Source organism: Pseudomonas sp. 22189 (genome assembly GCF_052045635.1).
In the GTDB taxonomy this organism is placed as follows: domain Bacteria; phylum Pseudomonadota; class Gammaproteobacteria; order Pseudomonadales; family Pseudomonadaceae; genus Aquipseudomonas; species Aquipseudomonas parakoreensis.
This window is the reverse complement of the sequence record NZ_JBQEPG010000018.1, coordinates 1-18,504: the sequence shown is the minus strand read 5'-3', so window position 1 is coordinate 18,504 and position 18,504 is coordinate 1. Positions and strand designations below refer to the sequence as shown.

20 protein-coding genes and 3 tRNA genes are annotated in these 18,504 nt (G+C 58.8%); 9 read left to right on the top strand and 14 right to left on the bottom strand.

The genetic code is table 11. The annotated features are described in order from the left end of the window. Positions 1–115: 115 nt before the first annotated feature. The 6 genes from ACTJKS_RS19300 to ACTJKS_RS19275 form a co-directional block, all read right to left on the bottom strand. On the bottom strand, positions 116–1,690 hold the full coding sequence (locus ACTJKS_RS19300; protein ID WP_108182830.1) for an ABC transporter ATP-binding protein: 1,575 nt from the start codon (positions 1,688–1,690) through the stop codon (positions 116–118). A gap of 9 nt (positions 1,691–1,699) precedes the next feature. Next, complete coding sequence (locus tag ACTJKS_RS19295) at positions 1,700–2,722, bottom strand: ABC transporter permease (RefSeq protein ID WP_108182829.1); 1,023 nt, start codon at positions 2,720–2,722, stop codon at positions 1,700–1,702. Next, entirely contained in the window at positions 2,722–3,783 is a 1,062-nt protein-coding gene (locus ACTJKS_RS19290) for a microcin C ABC transporter permease YejB (RefSeq protein WP_003225430.1), read from the bottom strand. Before ACTJKS_RS19290 ends, ACTJKS_RS19295 begins: the two co-directional genes overlap by 1 nt. Beyond that, complete coding sequence (locus ACTJKS_RS19285) at positions 3,783–5,651, bottom strand: extracellular solute-binding protein (RefSeq protein ID WP_108182828.1); 1,869 nt, start codon at positions 5,649–5,651, stop codon at positions 3,783–3,785. The genes ACTJKS_RS19290 and ACTJKS_RS19285 overlap by 1 nt, the downstream gene beginning before the upstream one ends. 134 nt (positions 5,652–5,785) lie before the next feature. After that, on the bottom strand, positions 5,786–6,067 hold the full coding sequence (locus ACTJKS_RS19280; protein ID WP_007912303.1) for a peptidylprolyl isomerase: 282 nt from the start codon (positions 6,065–6,067) through the stop codon (positions 5,786–5,788). A 96-nt stretch (positions 6,068–6,163) separates the two neighbouring features. Next, complete coding sequence (locus ACTJKS_RS19275; RefSeq protein ID WP_108182827.1) at positions 6,164–7,033, bottom strand: lipase family alpha/beta hydrolase; 870 nt, start codon at positions 7,031–7,033, stop codon at positions 6,164–6,166. 339 nt (positions 7,034–7,372) lie between these two features. On the opposite strand from ACTJKS_RS19275, the gene ACTJKS_RS19270 reads away from it, so the two are divergent. Continuing rightward, a complete protein-coding gene (locus ACTJKS_RS19270; protein ID WP_108182826.1) occupies positions 7,373–8,551 on the top strand; it encodes a hypothetical protein in 1,179 nt (392 codons plus the stop codon). A gap of 69 nt (positions 8,552–8,620) precedes the next feature. Here ACTJKS_RS19270 and ACTJKS_RS19265 read toward each other — a convergent pair whose 3' ends face one another. After that, positions 8,621–9,688, bottom strand: coding sequence for a 3-deoxy-7-phosphoheptulonate synthase (locus ACTJKS_RS19265; RefSeq protein WP_262947914.1), 1,068 nt, complete (start codon positions 9,686–9,688; stop codon positions 8,621–8,623). Between the two features lie 616 nt (positions 9,689–10,304). On the opposite strand from ACTJKS_RS19265, the gene ACTJKS_RS19260 reads away from it, so the two are divergent. The 8 genes from ACTJKS_RS19260 to ACTJKS_RS19225 all read left to right on the top strand — a co-directional run bounded on the left by ACTJKS_RS19260 (position 10,305) and on the right by ACTJKS_RS19225 (position 15,231). Next, positions 10,305–11,066, top strand: a complete 762-nt coding sequence (locus ACTJKS_RS19260; RefSeq protein WP_041064533.1) for a carbon-nitrogen hydrolase family protein — start codon at positions 10,305–10,307, stop codon at positions 11,064–11,066. After that, the gene (locus ACTJKS_RS19255; RefSeq protein WP_108182825.1) at positions 11,063–11,506 is read left to right on the top strand and encodes a GNAT family N-acetyltransferase; all 444 of its coding nucleotides are present in this window, start codon (positions 11,063–11,065) and stop codon (positions 11,504–11,506) included. Before ACTJKS_RS19260 ends, ACTJKS_RS19255 begins: the two co-directional genes overlap by 4 nt. A 127-nt stretch (positions 11,507–11,633) precedes the next feature. Further along, positions 11,634–12,275 (top strand): response regulator transcription factor GacA, encoded by a 642-nt coding sequence (gene gacA, locus ACTJKS_RS19250; RefSeq protein ID WP_024012761.1) that lies wholly within the window; start codon positions 11,634–11,636, stop codon positions 12,273–12,275. Between the two features lie 2 nt (positions 12,276–12,277). Then, positions 12,278–14,101: an excinuclease ABC subunit UvrC gene (gene uvrC, locus ACTJKS_RS19245; protein ID WP_108182824.1), complete on the top strand. Its 1,824-nt coding sequence runs from the start codon at positions 12,278–12,280 to the stop codon at positions 14,099–14,101. A gap of 32 nt (positions 14,102–14,133) precedes the next feature. Next, entirely contained in the window at positions 14,134–14,694 is a 561-nt protein-coding gene (gene pgsA, locus ACTJKS_RS19240; protein ID WP_003225417.1) for a CDP-diacylglycerol--glycerol-3-phosphate 3-phosphatidyltransferase, read from the top strand. A 60-nt stretch (positions 14,695–14,754) separates the two neighbouring features. Then, positions 14,755–14,830 (top strand) — tRNA-Gly (locus ACTJKS_RS19235). A 46-nt stretch (positions 14,831–14,876) separates the two neighbouring features. Next, a tRNA-Cys gene (locus ACTJKS_RS19230) sits at positions 14,877–14,950 on the top strand. Between the two features lie 194 nt (positions 14,951–15,144). Beyond that, positions 15,145–15,231, top strand: a tRNA-Leu gene (locus ACTJKS_RS19225). Between the two features lie 93 nt (positions 15,232–15,324). On the opposite strand, the gene ACTJKS_RS19220 is transcribed toward ACTJKS_RS19225, so the two are convergent. From ACTJKS_RS19220 to ACTJKS_RS19190, 7 genes are read right to left on the bottom strand one after another with little or no spacing between them, the layout of a single operon-like run. Continuing rightward, positions 15,325–16,356 (bottom strand): site-specific integrase, encoded by a 1,032-nt coding sequence (locus ACTJKS_RS19220; RefSeq protein ID WP_056785472.1) that lies wholly within the window; start codon positions 16,354–16,356, stop codon positions 15,325–15,327. Beyond that, entirely contained in the window at positions 16,357–16,563 is a 207-nt protein-coding gene (locus ACTJKS_RS19215; protein WP_008080161.1) for a DUF4224 domain-containing protein, read from the bottom strand. Next, positions 16,560–17,033 (bottom strand): hypothetical protein, encoded by a 474-nt coding sequence (locus tag ACTJKS_RS19210; protein ID WP_440828976.1) that lies wholly within the window; start codon positions 17,031–17,033, stop codon positions 16,560–16,562. The genes ACTJKS_RS19215 and ACTJKS_RS19210 overlap by 4 nt, the downstream gene beginning before the upstream one ends. Beyond that, positions 17,030–17,410 carry a pyocin activator PrtN family protein gene (locus tag ACTJKS_RS19205; RefSeq protein WP_440828975.1) on the bottom strand — a complete coding sequence of 127 codons (381 nt, stop codon included), beginning with the start codon at positions 17,408–17,410 and terminating at the stop codon, positions 17,030–17,032. The genes ACTJKS_RS19210 and ACTJKS_RS19205 overlap by 4 nt, the downstream gene beginning before the upstream one ends. Continuing rightward, entirely contained in the window at positions 17,403–17,543 is a 141-nt protein-coding gene (locus tag ACTJKS_RS19200; protein ID WP_440828974.1) for a hypothetical protein, read from the bottom strand. The genes ACTJKS_RS19205 and ACTJKS_RS19200 overlap by 8 nt, the downstream gene beginning before the upstream one ends. A gap of 25 nt (positions 17,544–17,568) precedes the next feature. Beyond that, positions 17,569–17,850, bottom strand: a complete 282-nt coding sequence (locus tag ACTJKS_RS19195; RefSeq protein ID WP_440828973.1) for a phage antirepressor KilAC domain-containing protein — start codon at positions 17,848–17,850, stop codon at positions 17,569–17,571. A 10-nt stretch (positions 17,851–17,860) separates the two neighbouring features. Continuing rightward, positions 17,861–18,451, bottom strand: coding sequence for a hypothetical protein (locus ACTJKS_RS19190; protein ID WP_440828972.1), 591 nt, complete (start codon positions 18,449–18,451; stop codon positions 17,861–17,863). Positions 18,452–18,504 lie beyond the last annotated feature (53 nt).

Genomic DNA, 18,504 nt, shown 5'->3' with positions numbered 1-18,504 from the left:
CTGTTCGAGCCTCTTCGCGAGCAAGCTCGCTCCCACATTTGGAATGCGGTCCTCTGTGGGAGCGAGCCTGCTCGCGAATGTTGCGACCCGGTATCAGGGCAAACGCCGATTATGCCTACCCCGGATGCGCCGCTGCCAACAGCTCTTTGGTGTAAGGATGCTGCGGTGAGTCGAACACGTCATGGCTGGCACCGCGCTCAACCACTTTGCCGTCCTTGATCACGATCATGTCATGCGCCAGCGCCCGCACCACCGCCAGGTCGTGGCTGATGAACAGGTAGGTCAGGCCGTGTTTTTCCTGAAGGTCGCGGAGCAGGGCGACCACCTGCTTCTGTACGGTGCGATCCAGTGCCGAGGTCGGCTCGTCGAGCAGGATCAGCGCCGGTTTCAGCACCAGCGCCCGGGCGATGGCGATGCGCTGGCGCTGACCGCCGGAAAACTCGTGCGGGTAGCGGTGACGGCTTTCCGGGTCGAGGCCAACTTCCTTGAGCACGCGGATCACCTGGGCATCGCACTCTTCAGCGCTGGACTGGCAATGCACCTCCAGCCCTTCGCTGATGATTTGCGCCACCGACATCCGTGGACTTAGGCTGCCGAACGGGTCCTGAAACACCACCTGCATCTGCCGACGCCACGGCCGCAACTGCTTCTGATCGAGCCCATCAAGGGCGGTGCCCTGAAAGCGAATGCTACCCTCGGAGTCGAGCAGCCGCAGAATCGCCTGGCCCAGGGTCGATTTCCCTGACCCGGATTCGCCGACAATGCCCAGGGTCTTGCCGCGCTGGATATTCAGGCTGATGCCGTCCACTGCACGCAGGTATTGCTTACGCTGGAACAGCCCGCCACCGACGATGAACTCAACCCGCAGATCATCGACTTCCAGCACGTTCTCGCGCTCGTCCCGGGGCAGGGCCTCGCCTTCCGGCTCGGCGTTGAGCAACACACAGCTGTAAGGATGCTTTGGCTCGGTAAACAGGGTTTCGCACGGTGCCTGCTCGACGATTTCACCCGCCTTCATCACGCACACCCGTTGCGCAATGCTGCGCACCAGATTGAGGTCGTGACTGATCAGCAGCAGCGACATGCCCAAGCGTTGTTGCAAGGATTTGAGCAGCAGCAGGATCTTGCGCTGCACCGTCACATCCAGCGCGGTGGTCGGCTCGTCAGCGATCAGCAGTTCCGGCTCGCAAGCCAGCGCCATGGCGATCATCACCCGTTGCCGCTGACCACCGGACAGCTGATGCGGATAGGCTTTGAGGCGCTCTTTGGGCTTCTGAATGCCGACCAGTTCCAGCAGTTCCAAAATGCGTTGTTGCGCCGCTTTACCGCCCAGGCCGCGATGCACCAGCAGCGTCTCGCCGATCTGCTTTTCGATGGTGTGCAGCGGATTTAGCGAGGTCATCGGCTCCTGGAAGATCATCGCGATCCGGTTGCCACGCAGTTCGCGCAACACCTTCGGATCGGCACCGAGCAGTTCCTGGCCGCGATAGCGAATGCTGCCAGTGGTTTGCGCATCACTTTCGGGGAGCAATTGCAGAATCGAATGTGCGGTCACCGACTTGCCCGAACCCGACTCCCCGACCAGCGCCAGACATTCACCGGGACGGATGTCCAGGCACAGGTTGCGCACCGCCGGCTGGCCATGGAAGGCGACATTGAGGTCACGGATTTCGATCAGGTTATCAGTCATGGTCACACTTCAGGATCGAGGGTCGAACGCGTCGCGTAACGCTTCGCCGATGAACACCAGTAAAGAAAGAATCAGCGCCAGGGTGAAAAACGCCGTCAGCCCGAGCCACGGTGCTTGCAGGTTCTGTTTGCCCTGACCGATCAGTTCGCCCAGCGAAGCGCTGCCGGCGGGCATGCCGAAACCGAGGAAGTCGAGGGCGGTGAGGGTGGAAATCGCTCCGGTCAGAATGAACGGCAGGTAACTCAGCGTTGCGTTCATCGCATTGGGCAGGATGTGCCGGACAATCACCTTGCGGTCGCTCAGGCCCAGGGCACGAGCGGCTTTGACGTATTCCAGGTTGCGCCCGCGCAGGAACTCGGCGCGCACCACATCCACCAGCGCCAGCCAGGAAAACAGCGCCATGATCCCCAGCAGCCACCAGAAATTCGGCTCGACGAAACCCGACAGGATAATCAGCAGGTACAACACCGGTAACCCGGTCCAGACTTCCAGCAGGCGTTGCCCGAGCAAATCGACCCAGCCGCCGTAATAGCCTTGCAGGGCGCCGGCGGCAATCCCGATCAGTGCACTGATGGCGGTCAGCATCAAGGCAAACAGGATCGACACCCGGGCACCGAAAATCACCCGCGCCAACACATCGCGCGCTTGATCGTCAGTGCCCAGCCAGTTGACCTTCGAGGGTGGGCTCGGTGCCGGTTGGTTGAGGTCGTAATTGGGCGTGTCGTCGCTGAACGGAATCGGCGGAAACAGCAGCCAGCCACCGTCCTTGCGGATCAGGTTCTGCACGTAATCACTGCGATAATCGGCCTGGAACGGCAGCTGGCCGCCAAATTCCTGCTCGGTGTAACGCTTGAACACCGGGAAGTAGAGCTGGCCCTGATAGCTGACCACCAACGGTTTGTCGTTGGCGATCAGTTCACCGCCCAGCGTTACCACGAACAGTCCGATGAACAGCCACAGCGACCACCAGCCTCGGCGGTTTTTCTTGAAGCGTGCGAAACGGCGTTGGCCCAGGGGCGAGAGCTTGAACATCAGGCGTTCCTCGCGGCGAAGTCGATACGCGGATCGACCAAGGTGTAGCACAGGTCTCCGATCAGTTTTATCAAGAGTCCGAACAGGGTGAAGATGAACAGCGAACCGAATACGACCGGGTAGTCCCGGGAAACCGCCGCTTCGTAACTCATGCGGCCGAGGCCGTCGAGGGAGAAGATCACTTCGATCAGCAGCGAGCCGGCAAAGAACACACTGATGAATGCCTGGGGGATCCCCGAGACCACCAGCAGCATCGCGTTGCGAAACACGTGACCGTAGAGCACGCGGCGCTCGCTCAGGCCTTTGGCGCGGGCGGTGACCACGTACTGGCGGGTGATTTCATTGAGGAACGAGTTCTTGGTGAGAATCGTCAGCGTGGCGAAGCCGCCAATCACCAGTGCCGTCACCGGCAACACCAGATGCCAGAAGTAATCGGCGATCTTGCCCAGGGTCGACAGCGATTCGAAGTTGTCCGAAACCAGCCCGCGCACCGGAAACCAGTTCAGCGAGGTGCCGCCGGCAAACACCACGATCAGAAACATCGCAAACAGAAACGCCGGCATCGCATAGCCGATGATGATCGCGGTGCTGCTCCAGATATCGAAGTGGCTGCCGTGATGCACGGCCTTGCGAATGCCCAGCGGGATCGACACCAGATAGGTGATCAGCGTCGCCCACAGGCCGAGGGAAATGGTCACCGGCATTTTTTCCAGAATCAGATCGGTGACGGTGGCGCCGCGGAAAAAGCTTTTGCCGAAGTCCAGCTGCGCGTAGTTCTTCAGCATCAGCCACAGGCGTTCATGCGCCGGCTTGTCGAAACCGTACTGTTTTTCGATGTCCTTGATCAGCTGCGGGTCGAGGCCACGGCTGGCACGCGAAGTGCTGCTCATGGTTTCGCTGGAACTGCCACCGACACTCGCTCCGCCGATGCCTTGCAGATGGGCGATGGCCTGTTCGACCGGGCCGCCGGGGGCCGCCTGGATGATCACGAAATTCACCAGCAGGATGATCACCAAGGTCGGAATGATCAGCAGCAGGCGCCGCAGAATGTAAGCCCACATCAGTGCGGTCCTCCGGGTCTGCCACGACCGATTTTTTCGGCGGTCATCTGCTGGTTGGTCAGCGGCGTGCTGCTGATTTCCCACCAGCTCTCGATGGCTTCGTCATTGCTGGCTTGTGTCGCCGGCATGCCGAACCGATTCCACCAGACGGTGGAGGTGCCCGGCGGGTAATAGTTGGGAATCCAGTAGTAGTTCCATTGCAACACCCGATCCAGCGCGTGGGCGTAGTGCAGCATGTCACTCTGGGTCGAGGCGCGGATCAGGCCGTTGATCAAGGTGTCGACCGCGGGATTCTTCAGCACCATGTAGTTGTTGGCGCCGGGGTCGTTGGCCGAAATCGAGCCGAAGTAGTTGAGCAATTCGCCACCAGGAGATGTGCTGACCGGGTAGCCGGTGACGATCATGTCGTAGTCGCGGCTCATCAGGCGATTGACGTATTGCGAGGAGTCAATGCGGCGGATATTCAGATCGATGCCGATCTGTTTCAGCGTGCGTTTGTAAGGCAGGAGCAGGCGATCCATGCCGTTCTGGCTGACCAGAAAGGTGAAACTCAACGGTTCGCCTTCGGCGTTGACCAGTTGGTCGCCCTCGGGTTTCCAGCCGGCCTGTTCGAGCAGTTCCAGGGCTTGCAGTTGCTTGTCGCGGATCAGCCCGCTGCCATCGGTTTTCGGCGCCTCGAAGACCTGGGTGAATACCTCGTCGGGAACCTGCCCGCGCAGCGGCTCAAGGATTTTCAGCTCCGCCGCATCCGGCAGCTCGCGGGCGGCCAGGGCGGTGTTGGAGAAATAGCTCTGCTGGCGGATGTACATGTTGCGCATCATCTGCCGGTTGCTCCACTCGAAATCCCAGAGCATCGCCAGTGCCTGACGCACCCGACGATCCTGAAACATCGGTTTCTGCAGGTTGAACACGAAGCCCTGCGCCGATTGTGGGGCCTCGGTGGCCAGGTGGGCTTTCTGCAAGCGGCCGTCACTCAGCGCCGGGCTGTCGTAACCGATCGAATAGCCGGTGGCGGAAAACTCGCGGTTGTAATCATAGGCGCCGCCGCGCAGCACCTGACGTGCGACATCGGTGTCGCCGAAATACTCGATGCTGAAGTGATCGAAGTTGTACAGGCCGCGACTGACCGGCAGGTCCTTGCCCCACCAGTCGGGGTTGCGCTCGAATGTGATGCTGCGCCCGGAGTCGACCTTGCCCACCCGATACGGGCCGCTGCCCAGCGGCGGTTCATAGCCGCCGCCACCGGCGAAGTCGCGGGTTTTCCACCAATGCTCGGGAAACACCGGCAGGGTGGCGATGTCCAGCGGCAAGGTGCGGTTCTCGTTGCTCTTGAAGTCGAAGCGCACGGTCAGCGGCGCTTCCACTTCGACACCTTTGACATCGGCGAACTGCGTGCGATAGCGCAGGCTGCCCTGGGTCATCAGCAAGTCATAGGTGTAGCGCACGTCTTCGGCTGTGATCGGCTTGCCGTCGGCGAAACGCGCCTGGGGGTTGATGAAGAAACGCAGGGACAGGCCGTCCTCCGCGCGTTCCATTTTTTGTGCCACCAGGCCATAGACGGTGTAAGGCTCGTCCATCGAACGCTGGGCCAGCGGCGAATAGAGCATGCCGTCAATCTGGGTGACGCCGATGCCCTTATCGATATAAGGCAGGATGTGATCGAAATGCCCGATCTCAATCGCCGAGCGGCGCATGGTGCCGCCCTTGGGCGCCTGCGGGTTGGTGTAGTCGAAGTGGCTGAAGCCGGCCGGGTATTTGGCCGGTTCGCCATAGACGGTCAACGCGTGTTGCGGAGTGGCGTCCACGCCGGCGGCGCCCAACAGCAGGGCCACGGCAGTGAACAGCAGAGAAGGGAAAGCCAGTCGCATTGTCAGCCTTAAGCCGGGTGATCGATAAGCGCAATTTGTACGCGAGCGGCGCGTCAGTCGCCAGCCGTAACCTGTAACCAAAACACAACGGCCCACCAGAAGGCGGGCCGTTGGGGCAGCAATCAGGCGACGGATCAGTCCTGGCGGCTGGTGACTTCGAGCAAGTGATAACCGAACTGGGTCTTCACCGGGCCTTGCACGACGTTGATCGGCGCGCTGAAGACCACGGTGTCGAATTCCTTGACCATCTGGCCAGGACCGAACGAACCCAGGTCGCCGCCCTGACGGCTGGACGGGCAGGTGGAGTTGGCCTTGGCGACTTCGGCGAAATCAGCACCGCCTTCGATCTGGGCCTTGAGTTCGTTGCACTTGTCTTCGCTGGAAACCAGGATGTGGCGGGCAGTGGCTTTAGCCATGGGGAAAATCTCCAATCTATTTCAGTAAAGTGTGGAGCCTACCGGAATCAGTAAGCGATTTCTCGGCAAAGTTCCGCTCGGCGCATTGGCGCACGTTTACAGGTGCGCAGCCCGCAAGCGTGCAGCGTGCTCGACATACAGAGCGACGGGATCCTGGCCGGTTTTTTTCACTCCGTCGGGGCGACGCAGACTGCCCAGGTGGCTGAAAGGATAGTCGGAACGGATGACCCGGCCCAGATGGGAACTGAAGCGTCCCACGAAACCATCATTTTGTCCGGTCTCTGCGACAAAATGCTCTGATAATCCCCGGCAGACGATATGCACCGGATCAAGTGCCTGCAATAAGTTGTCCTGCAGCGTGCCGCTCCAGGAATAGTAGTGAACGTCATTGACCCGCTCCGCACCCTGGCCGCCCCAGCTGGAAGGCAGACCTTGCGGGTACTTTCTGTTGAATTGCCCAACACCTGCGGTCGTCAGGGCACTGAGTGCGGCGACAGCGTTCTGCGGCAGTCCCGGTTGCCCGCTGAGCAGCGAGAGGAGGCGGGCAAACTGTGTTGCAGCGTGCTCCGCCACGTGCTCCGGCAGGCCACCCGGTATCAGGGCCAGGCGTAAGGCGTCAGCCAGTTCCGAACCGTGATTGGGGCCACTTACCGACGTGACCGAGGCGACTTTCTCTGGCGCCAGCGCAGCGGCGTAACGGCACGCCAGCGCGCCCTGGCTATGCCCGATCAGGTTGACCTTGCCGGCTCCGGTTCCTCGCAGAACGCTTTCGATCTGAAACATCAATTGCTGGCCGCGTACTTCGTTGTCATGGGTCGCAGACAGCTGCGGCACAAACACTTGGCCGCCTGCTTCCCTCAGCGCTTGCTTGACATCATGAAAAAGCTCGAAATGGCCGATACGGTCAAACCCGAACAGGCCATGGACCAATAGGATGGGGTAGCGGGTTGTCGCATTCCGTTGCATGTTTCTGCCTCTTTCTGCAGATGCTTGTCAGTGGTTGGTGCGTGCCACTGTAAAACAGGCCTGCGGGTCGGCGATGTCTGAAAGCTCCTCGGTACTGAAAGGAAACTGGAATAAAAGCGGTACGAATATTCGCTTCTGCTTGAGGGGGTAGTCGGAACATCTGGCAATCTTTTGAGCGGTATCGCTTGATTCTGCTTCGTATGCCTACGTCATGCGGTGCACTTACCCCGCCGATGGAAGGCATTGTGCTGACTTCTGGCGATGGCTGGATGGTGTTCAATGGAGTTCGTTCGACGTTGTCTTCATGGCGGCGTTTTATCCAAGGAATGGAGCTACTGAATGTCTATATACGAAGTCAATGGCGACACCTCTGTGGCGACCGCGTCAGTTACGTCTCCTGTAGCGGATGACTCCGGTGGACGCGGTTTTCTGAGTTTGAAGGTGGACGGCGAGAACTTCGAGTTCTGCTATCGACCTGCGTCTGCACCGGTACCCGCTCCAGTCTCGTCGCTGCCTGCACCGATGCTTGAGGTTATGGAGGGCGGAATGCTTGATCCCTCACTGAACCAGGCATTCGTCAGGGTTGCGCCTTACCCGAACATGGTGTGCGGCGACAAACTTGTGCTGCACTGGCAAGGGCTGGATGACGAAGGTTTGTCCTACATCCACGAAATCACTCGCACGGTCAGTGAAGGCCAGGTGGGGCAGGAACTTGTCTTTGTCGTGAAGGGATTGCACATAGCTACGCTGGAGCGTGGCTCACTGGAGGTTTTCTGGACGCTGTACAGCGTCGCGCTGCCGGAGCCGCTGTCATCCAGGCGCTTGCAGCTGGATGTGGGCGATCCGGAACCCGATCTGCTGGCGCCAATCCTTGAAGAGACGGTGGGTGGGACGCTTGATCCGGACCGTGTTCCGCAAGGGACTGGCGTGATCGTGCGACCTTACGCCCGGATGGCTGTCGGGGACCGGGTCATCCTGTCCTGGCAAGGTGATGACGGACTGCCGGTCATCAATGATGTATTGCACGTGGAACAGTTTGCTGTGGGCGAAGCGCTGTCTTTCTGGATACCCGCGCATTGCATCGCCCCACATCGCATGCACGAGGTCAGCGTCAGCTACCGGGTGGAGTCAGGCTCGGCTCAGGTAAGGCAGTCTGCAAACCTGCGCGTTCTGATCGCACCATTGATGCGAGGTGATCTCGCAGCTCCGCAGGTATTGGAGGCGCAAGATGGCGAGCTGGAGGTAGTGGATGCCGAGGATGGCATTACCGTAGTGATCGACAATGCCCAGGCTGAGGAGGGGGAGCTGGTTTACTTGAAATGTGATGGTGAGTATTTCAGTCATCGCGATGATCGGGATATCACCCGGGAAACCGCAGGTCAGCCCGTGGTATTCATTGTGCCTCACCGTTTCTGGCGAGAGCATCGGGAAACTGTGGTGCAGGTGTCGTATTCGGTGGAGCGGCTGGATGATGTCAGCCAGGCCTCTGAGGTGACCCGTATTCGGGTGCGGGCATAACCTGTGGTGAAAGCTGAACGACGATCCAGCCTTTGCGGGATTTTGACAATTCCGCAAAGGCTGTTCCGATCAACAGGCTCGAAGACGTTCGGCTGCGCTCGACAGCAACAGCTCTGTCGCATTGAACCCAAGGCAACCATCGGTCACCGACACGCCGTAACGCAGGGCAGGGCCTAAAGGCTGGCAGCCTTCGAACAGGTGGGACTCAATCATCATCCCGATCAAGGAACGATCCCCCAGCAGTCGTTGTTCGAGCACCGCATTGAACACCTCGGGCTGGCGCAGAGGATCCTTGCCGCTGTTGGCGTGACTGCAGTCAACCATGATCCGCGCCGGAATCTTCAGGCGTTTCAAGTCGGCACGGCCCCGGGCAATGCTTTCGTGATCGTAGTTCGGGCCGTGATGGCCACCACGCAGCACCATATGCGTGTCGGGATTGCCCGGGGTCTGAATGATCGCCGGGTGCCCCTGGCTGTCGACACCAAAGTGTCGATGCGGGTGGGCTGCTGAGCGCATGGCATCGACGGCTACAGAGACGCCGCCGTCAGTGCCGTTCTTGAAGCCGACGGGCATGTTCAGACCACTGGCCATTTCCCGGTGGATCTGCGATTCGGTGGTGCGTGCACCGATGGCAACCCAACTGAGCAGGTCGTCGAAGTAACCGGCAGCCATGGGCTGCAGGAGTTCGGTAGCGACAGGCAAGCCCAGGCGGATCATCTCGATCATCAATTCGCGCGACAGGGTCAGGCCGGCAGCCATGTCGTCGCTGCCATCCAGGTGCGGGTCGTAGGCCAGACCTTTCCAGCCGACGGTGGTGCGTGGTTTTTCGACGTAGGCGCGCATCACCAGCAGCATCTCGTCGCTGACTTGATGTGCGAGGCGGGAAAGCTTTTCGGCGTATTCGAGTGCGGAGCGCGGGTCATGAATCGAGCAAGGGCCGACGACGACCAGCAGGCGATGGTCTTCGCCATTGAGAATCGCGCGGACCGCCTGGCGGTGGGCTGCGACTTGCTGGGCGAGGGCATTGCTCAGGGGCAATTGCTGTTTGAGTTGCAACGAGCTGGGCAGACGCAGGGTCAGCGCTTCGTTGGCAGAATCGAGGGTGGACAGTGGCAGAGCAGAAACAGACGAGTTCATATTCAGGATTCCTGGGCTGGTGGCGGGTGCTTCCCGCTCACTCGGCCCTACTGGGGTGTTCGACAATTGGCCGTATTGGCTGCGTGTGTGTGCTTGCCACCTGTGGGTGACCGATCGGAGGCGGCAGGCTGTCCCGAGCGGAGGCTGCTAAATCGCCAGGCGCTAAAAGTGTCGTAACGGTAATAAGTGGCGTAGTTCATGTCGTGATTCCTCAAAGTGTCTGGTGTGTTGCTGAAAAAGTTGGGGCCTGAAAAAACAAAACCCCCGGTCGGGAGGCCGACCGGGGGTGAGAATTCTCTGGTAGGCGACCCGTTTTCATGGGCGCCGTTTGGGTATCAGGCGCGCCAGTGGCTAAACCAATACCCAAAATAAAAGCTGGCAGGAGCACAAGCGTCATTCGCCCGGGCAGCCGCAACCGAGCGCAAGGCGCTGGCGGAACGAAGCTGTGAGAGGGCGTTGAACATGGTTTGTCTCCAATAAGTGCGCCGAGCTTACTAGAGGCCCATGCGCCTGAGCAATCAGAAATTGCTATCGCGCTTACATGACATTTCCTATTGCTTGAGTGCCGCAGGCGTTGTGACACACTGCGTATTTGGCAAAATCCCAAGGATGAATAATGTCAACGTTCACCATCGCTGCAGCTCAATCGTTCTCCGTTGCCGGTGATCTGGCGGCGAACATCGCCCGTCATTTGCGCTTCATGGCCGTGGCGGCGGAGCAGGGCGTCGAACTGCTGGTGTTTCCGGAGCTGTCGCTGACTGGTTATGAAGGCCAGATGGCTGCAGACATGGCAATCGATCCGCAGGATTCGGTGCTGCAACCCTTGCGTGATTGCGCGCGCGAGCTGGGTCTCATTGCGGTGGTCGGGATGCCGATTCGCCATAAGGACAGTTCGAAGGTATTGATCGGCGCGCTGACGTTAGGCAGGGATGGTTCTCTTGAGGTTTACAGCAAACAACATCTGCACAGTGGCGAAGAGCTTTTCTATGCCACAGGTGCTGGTGGTTCGTCCTTGCGCATAGGCGGCGATACCGTCGCGCTGGCGGTCTGCGCTGATTTTACCCACGCCAGCCACGCGGCAGCGGCTGCCGTTGCTGGCGCCGACCTGTACGCAGCAGGCGTGCTGATTGGCGAAAAAGGTTATGGCGTGGATAGCGCGATATTGCAGGGCTATGCACAAAAGCACTCGATGGCGGTTCTGATGGCCAATCACGCCGGGCTCACGGGTGGATGGCAATCGGCGGGTCGCAGTGCCGTCTGGTCTGAAGACGGCACGCTGGTTGCCGCCGCGCCAGGGCCTGGTGAACTGTTGGTCGTTGCGCGACGTGATGCCGGCGCATGGCAGGGGCGGGTAGTTCCGGTGGTGGCGGGGCAATGACCTACCATTTGCGTCGCGCCGAACTGGCTGATCGGGTATTTGCCCGAGAGCTGACGTGCCAGAACATGCTGCGCTATTACATTGGCCACGATCTGCTGTGGCAGGACCAAGCGTTCGAGGTTGCCTGGGATGGACGGGACAATTGGCTGATGATGCTTGGCGAAGTTCCTGTGGGATTTTTCAGCCTCAGTCGGGATCGCCGGGCGTTGTATCTCCGCGAGCTGCAAATAGGCGAGGCGTTTCGCAGGCAGGGTGCTGGATCCTGGGCGATTGATCAGGTTATCGCCATGGCCCGCGCTGACGGACTGCCGGCGCTGCGTCTGACCGTATTCAAAAATAATCCTGCGCAAAGCCTGTATAAGAGAAAAGGCTTGCATGTGTGTGGCGAGGACGAGTGTTTCCTGAGGATGCAGCTCGATTTCGGTACACCTGTGCTCTGAAACCCACGGCCAGCAAGCCTTCGATGATGAATTGAAACTTTTTAAATGACGCTTGCCGCTAGGTCTGTCTGGCACTTTTTGCTAAGGTGTCCGGCATCCCAATAAGACCATATCGCGAGGTGTCTGCTTGATTAGGGTGCTAGTGGTCGATGACCATGATCTCGTTCGTACAGGCATTACACGGATGCTGGCCGATATCGATGGCTTGCAGGTGGTTGGACAGGCCGAGTCCGGGGAAGAATCCCTGATCAAGGCCCGTGAGTTGAAACCCGATGTGGTCCTGATGGACGTCAAGATGCCCGGTATCGGTGGTCTCGAGGCCACGCGCAAGCTGTTGCGCAGTCATCCGGACATCAAGGTTGTCGCTGTCACGGTGTGTGAGGAGGATCCATTCCCTACACGTCTGTTGCAGGCCGGTGCCGCCGGCTACCTGACCAAGGGCGCGGGTCTGCCGGAGATGGTTCAGGCCATCCGCCTGGTGTTTGCCGGCCAGCGTTACATCAGTCCGCAGATTGCCCAGCAACTGGCGATCAAATCGTTCCAGCCGACCAATGACTCACCGTTCGATGCCTTGTCCGAACGGGAAATCCAGATCGCGTTGATGATTGTCGGCTGCCAGAAGGTGCAGATCATCTCCGACAAGCTCTGTCTGTCGCCGAAAACCGTTAATACCTATCGCTACCGGATCTTCGAAAAACTGTCGATCAGCAGCGATGTCGAGTTGACGTTGTTGGCCGTGCGCCACGGCATGGTTGATGCCAGCGCCTGATCATGAGTGAAATATTCGATTCCGGCGCCTTCCTGGCGACTGTCAGTGGGCGTCCCGGCGTCTATCGCATGTTCGACAGCGAGGCACGCCTGCTGTATGTCGGCAAGGCCAAGAACCTCAAGAAGCGACTTGCCAGCTATTTCCGCAAGACCGGGCTGGCGCCGAAGACCGCTGCTCTGGTGGGGCGCATCGCACAGGTCGAAACGACCATTACCGCCAATGAAACCGAGGCGTTGCTGCTTGAACAGACGCTGATCAAGGAGTGGCGGCCGCCGTACAACATTCTGTTGCGCGACGATAAGTCTTATCCCTATGTATTTCTGTCTGACGGCCAGTTCCCACGGCTGAGCATCCATCGTGGCGCGAAGAAGGCGAAGGGCAAGTATTTCGGCCCATATCCGAGCGCCGGGGCCATTCGCGAAAGCCTCAGCCTGCTGCAAAAGACCTTTTTCGTCCGGCAGTGTGAGGACAGTTACTACAAGAACCGTACGCGCCCTTGTCTTCAATATCAGATCAAACGCTGCAAGGCACCTTGTGTCGGCCTGGTTGAACCGGAAGTTTATGCCGAGGATGTGCGTCACTCGGTGATGTTTCTTGAAGGGCGCAGTCACGCGCTGACCAATGAGCTGTCAACGGCGATGGAAGAGGCGGCGATCAATCTCGAGTTCGAACGCGCCGCCGAGTTGCGTGACCAGATTGCCTTGCTGCGTCGGGTCCAGGATCAGCAAAGCATGGAAGGCGGTACGGGTGACATCGATGTCATCGCAGCCTTCGTCAACCCGGGCGGCGCGTGCGTTCATTTGATCAGCGTGCGTGGCGGGCGAGTGCTGGGCAGCAAAAACTTCTTTCCACAGGTGGGTATTGAAGAGGAGGTCGCCGAAGTCATGGCGGCGTTTCTCGGCCAGTACTATATCAGCAGCCCGGAGCGCGACCTGCCGAGCGAACTGATCGTCAACGTGGTGCCCGAAGACGCCACGGCCCTGATCGACGCCATCCATGAGTTGCGCGGTCGCGAGCTGAGCATCAGCCACCGGGTGCGTGGCACGCGGGCGCGCTGGCAGCAGTTGGCGGTCACCAATGCCGAGCAAGCGCTGGGCGCACGCCTGGCCAACCGTCAACATACGGCTGCGCGCTTCGACGCGCTGGCAGAAGTACTGAACCTGGATGAACCACCGCAGCGCCTTGAATGCTATGACATCAGCCACTCCAGTGGCGAGGCGACTGTCGCCTCTTGTGTCGTGTTCGGTCCGGAAGGTGCGATCAAATCCGACTATCGTCGTTACAACATCGAGGGCGTCACAGCGGGCGATGACTATGCGGCCATGCACCAGGCCCTGACCCGGCGCTTCAGCAAACTGAAAGACGGGGAGGGCAAGCTGCCGGATATTTTGCTGGTGGACGGCGGCAAGGGACAATTGTCGATGGCCCGCGACGTGCTCAACGAATTGGCAGTACCGGATCTGATCCTGCTGGGTGTGGCCAAGGGCGCAACCCGCAAGGCAGGGTTCGAAACTTTGTATCTTAATGATGCCGCCCATGAGTTCACTTTGCGTGGCGACTCACCCGCGCTGCACCTGATCCAGCAGATTCGTGACGAGGCACACCGCTTCGCGATCACCGGCCACCGTGCGCGACGCGGCAAAACCCGCCGCACGTCGACGCTGGAAGGCGTTGCAGGCGTAGGGCCGACCCGGCGTCGTGACTTGTTGAAACATTTTGGTGGATTGCAGGAGCTGTCTCGTGCAAGCATCGAAGAGATCGCCAAAGCACCGGGGATCAGTAAAAAGCTCGCAGAGTCGATTTATGCAAACCTGCATAGCGAGTAGAATGCCAACTCACCTCGTAGCCAGTTGTGCCGATGAATATCCCGAATCTGATTACCGTTCTACGCGTCCTGCTCATCCCGATCTTCATTTTGCTGTTTTACCTGCCTTATCAGTGGAGCTACATGGCCTCTGCCTCGGTGTTCGCCTTTGCGGCGGCCACTGACTGGCTCGACGGCTATCTGGCTCGTCGCCTGGAACAAAGCACGCCGTTCGGAGCCTTTCTCGATCCGGTTGCCGACAAGCTGATGGTGGCTGTCGCTTTGGTATTGCTGGTTCAGGAACACGGCAATTTGTGGCTGACACTTCCCGCAGCCGTCATCATTGGCCGTGAGATTGTCGTCTCGGCCTTGCGTGAGTGGATGGCAGAACTCGGTGCCCGCGCTCATGTAGCGGTGTCCAATCTCGGCAAGTGGAAAACTGCAGCGCAGATGCTGGCGCTGGTGATCCTGCTGGCCAATCCAAGAGACTTCAGTTTCTGGGTCTTGCTGGGTTATGCCTTGTTGATGATCTCGGCAGGCCTGACGTTGTGGTCGATGGTTCAATACTTGCGGGCCGCCTGGCCGCATCTGAAAACCGACGTTGAAAAGAAATAAAACTTTTTTGAATCAAAGGGTTGACGGGGCTTCTGAAATCTATAGAATGCGCCACACCAAGCGGGAATAGCTCAGTTGGTAGAGCACGACCTTGCCAAGGTCGGGGTCGCGAGTTCGAGTCTCGTTTCCCGCTCCAAGTTTGTACGCGGTTGTTGTGGTGCTACTAAACAGCGATCGTTTGAGGCCGAGTAGCAAAATGGTTATGCAGCGGATTGCAAATCCGCCTACGCCGGTTCGATTCCGACCTCGGCCTCCACTATAAACAAGCTCCGTAGATCCATGATTTACGGAGCTTTTTTATTTCCAGTGCGCTGCAAGATTTAGTCTTGAAATCAACCACTGTGAACTTGCTTCACCGGGACGTGATGTATATATTTCCCGCTCTGCTTAACAAGGCTTAACGCTGTCAGGTTTGCTGATCGACTGCTTTGAGCACTACACCGCGCTACCGCCCGAATGGCGAAACTGGTAGACGCATGGGACTTAAAATCCCCCGCTCGTAAGGGCGTGCCGGTTCGATTCCGGCTTCGGGCACCATGAATATCAAGGGCTTGCATGACATACCTCATGCAAGCCCTTAGTTCTTTTTTCCGCAATCAAAAAATCTTTTCCGCAATTCGTGACCGTCAGTCACTTCGTAGGGGTAACCTTCATACCCTTGCGCATTCGGATGTACTGTTCTGTCATCCCAACGGTTGTATGTCCTAGCTGGTCCCTAGCTTCTCGGATGCTCCCTGTTGACTCCTCCTTATCCGTCGCCGCTTTTGCTCTTAGGTCGCGCATCTGAAATTCTGCTTTTGGAATTCCGGCTGCTTCCCTGGCGTCATCAAACCGCTTTCTGAGCATGCTGGTCGTCATTGGCTGCCCAGAGTCGATTACTACCAGACGTGTTGATCTGATTTTGTGTCCAGCCTTTCGTGTCATGATTCGATCGATTACGACTTTGAGCTCACCAATGATCTCGATCCTTCGTTTAGCCCCGGTCTTGCCTTGCTGAACGGAGAGCTTTCCGTCTTTTATGTCTCGCTCATCCATCTTCAATGTGTCTGCGATCCTCTGGCCTGTTAGGTAGAACAGGTCCAAAGCGTCCCTCAATGGCTGATCGGCATGTCGGTAGGCTCTCGCAAGTACGTCGTCTTCAACATATATGTCGCGACCGGTTTCTTTATTGCCTTTCACGCCTGAGCAAGGATTTGCCAAGGATGTATAGCCATTCTCGCGAGCAAAGTTCCAGATGGAGCTGAGTAATGCCTTCTCCCGATTCGCGCGAATAGGTGCTGTCTTGCCACGATGACGAAGGTACTGGCTGACATGTTTCGGTTCGATAGCTTCTAGAGGGGCGGGCGGGTCGTTGAAGAAAAGAAGAAGGTTTTTGAGTTCGCGCGCGTTGTCTTTTTGGGTGGCGTGGGCTTTTGTGGGAACCACCTCATTCATATAAAGCTCGGCTACGTAAGCAAAGGTAAGTACGGTTTGTGTCAGGGCTTGAGAGACGCGGCTTTTTTCGAGCTTTGCGTACTCTAAGATGGCCAGGCCGTAATCCGTACCTAGCGGGATTTCCTTGCGTGGTTTCCCGCCAGTGTCGTAAAGGTAATAGGTTGTGTTGCCGCGTTTTCTCTCGCGCAGGCGAGGAATGCTCCCCGGCTTTGTTGGTCTTCGTCCCATTCATCCCACCAGGCGCGGCTGCCACGTTGGAGTTTCTGCCGCGTTGGTAGTTGCTCCTGTCAATGCGGACGCAATCACGCAAGGCCAGCCGTTGCGCTTGATGGTATGGCGAATGCCATTGCGCTTCAGCACCATAATCTGACCGGCTTTAGTTTTAGCTCCGGTCAGTTCGCAGACTTGCTCATGGCTAAGAAATTGAATACTCATGCTGGCTCCTTGCTAGGAAATGCAGAGCGCTTCGAATGCGCTTGCATTGCGGCCTTGCCGCCTTGGGTTCCTGGGTACAGCTGCGCAGCCATTGCAAGCGCCTGTTCGCGCAGCGATCGGGCATCACGCTCGAGCTTCTTGCCGGTACGAAAGGCGCTGAAGGTCTCGGCGGCGATCCGCAGCAGCTCGCCGATATCGACCAGCGTCTGGTGCTCGGCCGGGCCGAAGAGCGGACCTGCTTCAAATCGTTTGCAGGTGTGTACCAAGCGCGTGTGATCGGCCCGGATGAACTGCAGGGAGGCCTGGAGTTCGCGGATGGTTTTGGCGCTTGCGGCGCGCTGGATGTCTTCACCCTCGTGCAGGCCTGTCTCCAGGCCATCGCTGCGGCCCATGATGTAACCGCCCCAGAGCAGCAGGGCGGCCAGAACTATCAGGGTGACGAGTGCACCGATTTGTATTGGGGTCATCATGTGGTGTGCTCCTGGGATTGTCGTTGGCTGGTGGTGACAGCCGTCAGTTGTGCGGGGGCAACAGTGCGTTGGCCGTCGTGCTGTCGCTGCATTTCTTCATCCGCTTTGTAGGCGCGGATGTCGATCAGCGAGGCGACGTGGCGGATGTGCGCGTACTTCAGCGCCTTGCGGCTGGTGTCCAGCGTGGTGATCGGAAGCTGGATCCGGCCGCTGTTGATCTCCGTCACAAACGACTGCTCGTTGAGATTGCGAAAGTACTGCTCGCGGACTTTTTCCAGCGGGATCAGGACGTCACCGAAGATTCGATAGAGAAGTTCGACGGTGGCCGATTCGGGCGCCGGATGCAGGCGGAGCGGGTTCTGTGCAGCGTTACTCATGGCTTTGTCGAGCCTCCTTGCGTTGTTGTCGTGCCGGGTGGTTCCAAGCGTTCAGGCAGTGGCGTCTGGTCAGCTCGCGCAGATGTTCGGGCACTTCGAGGAGCGCGGCGTTGCGCTCCTCACGTGTGCGCATGGCAATGATCTGGCGGGCGTACTCCCTAGGCCACGTCACGGCGATCTGCCGGGATGGCAGGAAGATCGATGTCCAACTGCTCGGCCAGCCAACGGATACCGGCCTGCTTCACCCGAGTCGACTGGCTGTACTGCATTCCGTGTTTCTCGTCATACCAGGGGCTGTCCTTGACCCGCAGGTACACCTTGTCGCGCTTTAGATCTGCCGGCAGGTTTCCCTTGAGCAAACCTTTCTCCCGCATGAGAGCGATCAGTTTGGGGCGAGTGAGGCCGAGTTGAGTGGCTGCTTGGGCTAGGGTGCGTTCCATAAACGGTTCCTCAAGCAGCATGCGCAGCAGGAGTGGCCGCTGCAGTAAGGTGGTTGATGGACTCAATGAGCTTTGCGTAGATCTCGGCATCGGGGTCGTACAGGGTGAAGCAACGCGTATGCGGGCTCTTGTTGCCGATGCTCAAGATGGCGGTGACGCCCCGGCGTGATTGGGTGCGATGCAGTGCCACATGAAGAGGAAGTTCAAAACCCATGTCGAGGCTCAGCACGCCGCCGGTGTGCACCAGTTCGAACACGCGCTGCTTGTCCTGGACATCAAAACGGCCGTATTGACGATCGGCATGCGGGCGATGCACCAGGTCGCTGGAGTTGCTCGCGTCGAACGGACCGTTGGCAATCTCTTCGATGAAGTCGGCGAGTTTGAGGTGCATCTTCTTGTCGTTCTGCAGGGTCAGCGTGTGGCGTTCGCTGCCCAGTTCGACGACAAAAGTGCTTTCCACTGTGCCGCGCTCAGCCTTGAGGCGAAACGCCAGGCATTCACGTTTCGGTGCTGTTCGCAGGACGTGGTTGAAGGTTTCGGTCAGGTTGACCTGGGCGTTGAGCAACTGCAGGGTGCGGTTGTCGATCTTGTACTTGATCATGCCGCGTGCCCTCCACCGTTCGGATCGATAGGAGAGGGCTGGCAGGACTTGGC